Raw genomic sequence first — 3,250 nt, 5'->3', positions numbered from 1 at the left:
CTGGTGAGAAGACCACTCTCGTTGAAGTGACGCTTGAAAATGGTCAAGAAACTAGCCGCACCACTCGTGACAGCTTCGTTTCTAAAGACCCAGTCGATCAGATTGTGGAAGTTGGCAAGCCAGTTGAGCAGGTGACACCAGCAGAAGGCGTTAAGAATCTGGTTGTCGAGCAACCACGCTTGGATGTGGTAACTGAAGCTCTACCGTTCAACACCGTTGAGCGTGAAAATGCTCAATTGCCTAAGGGTACTCGAAAAGTTGTCCAAGAAGGCAAGGACGGTGAGAAGATTACGCTCGTTGAAGTGACCATTGAAAATGGTCAAGAGACCAGCCGTGTGACTCGCGACAGCTTTGTTTCCAAAGATCCAGTCAATCAGATTGTGGAAGTGGGAACCAAGGAAGAACAGCCAACGCAGCCAAGCAAAACTGCTGCGCCAGTTAAGCCAGGCACTCCAGCTAAGCTAGGCCAGACAAATGAAGCAAGGGCCACTTTGCCAAATACAGGAACAGCAGCAGATTCTGCTTCCCTTATGGGTCTCTTGCTGGCATTGACAGGATTGTTCCTGATGAAGAAAAAGGAAAACGGTGAAAACTAAATGTTCCCGACAAAAGAGCTAGTGCATAGAAATTGACTTTCGTACTAGTTATTTGAAGGCGGAAGATGACATCACAAACGATTTAGTGTGAGTTGTGTTCCGCCTATTTTATAATCATAAATCTAATTTAGGGACTATAGATTTGTTTGCATAAATATAGAGTATGGTTGTTAAATTTATAAAAAATTGTTTTCAATTACTATATATTTTGATTGGTGTAAACTGATAGATAGTTCCCTTTGTTTTTAATAATTCAAGGTAAAATATATTTTTTTGAACAAAGTTGCAAACGCTTACTAATATAAGGCGTTCAAATAGGAAGGTTCCTTTATGGAAAAGAAATGTAAGTACAGTATTCGAAAATACGCTATCGGTGCTTGCTCTGTTATGATTGGAGCTGTATTTTTCGGTAGCCAAATCGTCGCAGCGGATGAGGCTCAGCCTGTAACCAGCCATCAACCTGTCATATCTGCAATAGCAGAGTCGGGTTCGACTGGAGAAAGTACAGTTAGCCCTGAAACAAGTCCGTCCGTTTCAACAGCAGCAGAACCAATAGTAGAAACAAGAAATGAAGCAACCAGTAGCCCAGTTGAACAAGCATCTACCCCTGTAACAGCTAGTGCTAAAGAAGAAAGAGCAACTGCTTCCTCTAACAATGCAGTCAGCCAGCCAACTTTGCCAGCTCAAGGAGCTAATGCGGCTGAAAACACTGAAACAGAGATTGCTGACCATGGACCACTGCCAAGCAAGGCTCAATTGGACTACCACAAAGAAGAATTAGCAGCCTTTATCCACTTTGGTATGAACACCTATACCAACTCTGAGTGGGGAAATGGTCGTGAAAATCCTTCTAATTTTAATCCAACTAATTTAGATACAGACCAATGGATTCGTGTCTTAAAGGAAACAGGATTCAAGCGGACAATTATGGTTACCAAGCACCATGATGGCTTTGTTCTTTATCCGTCTGCGCATACCAATCACACTGTCGCAGCCAGTCCGTGGAAAAATGGGAAAGGCGATGTCTTAGAGGAGGTCTCTAAGTCTGCGACCAAGTATGATATGAATCTTGGGGTCTATCTTTCTCCATGGGATGCCAATCATCCATCTTATAAGGTTGCCACTCAGGATCAGTACAATGAATACTACCTTAATCAACTCAAGGAAATTTTAGACAATCCTAAGTACGGCAATAAAGGAAAATTTGTTGAAGTCTGGATGGATGGTGCTCGAGGAGAAGGGGCGCAGAAAGTCACTTATACTTTTGATAAATGGTTTGACTACATTAAAAAAGCAGAAGGTGATATTACCATTTTCTCTGCTCAGCCAACAAGTGTCCACTGGATTGGGAATGAAAAAGGCACAGCAGGTGACCCTGTCTGGCATAAGGTCAAACGCGATAAGATTCTAGCTAATCCGTCAACAGACTATCTGAATCACGGGGACCCTGCTGGAGATATGTATTCTGTCGGAGAAGCGGATGTATCCATTCGCTCAGGCTGGTTCTACCATGAAAATCAACAGCCAAAATCTTTGCGTGAATTGATGGATATCTACTTCAAGTCTGTCGGTCGCGGAACACCGCTTTTGCTCAATATTCCACCTAACAAAGAAGGACGCTTTGCAGATGTTGATGTTGCAAGATTAAAAGAATTCCATCAGACGCTCAAAGACATGTATGCTACTAATCTAGCAGCAGGTGCCAGTGTGGTAGCGGATTCTACTCGGAAGAATGCCAAATACAATGTCAATCATCTGGTCGATGGTGATGACAAGACATCTTGGGCGCTATCAAATGATGCCTTGACTGGTTCTTTCACAGTTGACTTGGGAGAAAACAAGCGTTTTGATGTGGTGGAGTTGAAAGAAGATATTGCTAAAGGTCAACGGATTTCTGGTTTCAACATTGATGTAGAAGTTAATGGTCGCTGGGTTCGCTATGGAGAAGGTAGTACAGTTGGCTACCGTCGTCTGATTCAAGGCCAGCCAGTTTCTGCAAGAAGAGTCCGTGTTACCATTACTGGTGCTCAGGCAACTCCGATTTTGACCAACTTTGCCCTCTACAAAACGCCTCAGTCTATCGAAAAGACAGATGGATATCCTTTGGGCTTAGACTACCACTCTAATACTGAAGGAAATAAAAACAATATTACTTGGTATCAAGAAAATGAAGGTGTTCGGGGAAGCTCCATGTGGACCAACCAAAAGGACGCCAGCGTTGAATATCAATTCACAGGAACCAAGGCTTATGTTGTGTCTACTGTTGACCCGCAACACGGTCCCATGGATGTCTATGTAGATGGTCAGAAAGTCGCAACGATTGATACGCAGAGCACCGTGCGCAAACGCAGTCAAACGGTATATGAAACAGGCAACCTAGCAGAAGGTACTCATACGATTAAGTTAGTCAATGCTAGTAATCGCGCCATTGCGACAGAGGGGATTTACACTTTAAATAACCAAAGCAAGGGCATGTTTGAGCTGAGTCAGCCAACTTATGAAGCTGAAAAAGGAAAAACTGTCACTGTCACTGTCAAACGTGTCGGTGGTGCTAAAGGTTCAGCAGATGTCCGCGTGGTGACCGAGCCTGGAACAGGTGTTCATGGCAAGGTTTACCAAGACAAAACAGAGATTTTGCATTTTGCTGATGGAGA

The 3,250-nt window shown here is 43.5% G+C and carries 2 protein-coding genes; both read left to right on the top strand.

Annotation, left to right across the window (positions count from 1 at the left end; all coding sequences use genetic code 11):
• Positions 1-596: G5 domain-containing protein (locus tag STRDD04_RS11135; RefSeq protein ID WP_197460073.1), on the top strand; the 596-nt coding region annotated here is incomplete at its 5' end.
• 330 nt (positions 597-926) lie between these two features.
• Positions 927-3,250: alpha-L-fucosidase (locus STRDD04_RS03200; RefSeq protein WP_156469042.1), on the top strand; the 2,324-nt coding region annotated here is incomplete at its 3' end.

It is taken from the genome of Streptococcus sp. DD04 (genome assembly GCF_001578725.1).
Lineage (GTDB): Bacteria > Bacillota > Bacilli > Lactobacillales > Streptococcaceae > Streptococcus > Streptococcus sinensis.
Note: the sequence above shows the minus strand (reverse complement) of the source record. Positions and strands in the feature narration are given on the sequence as shown.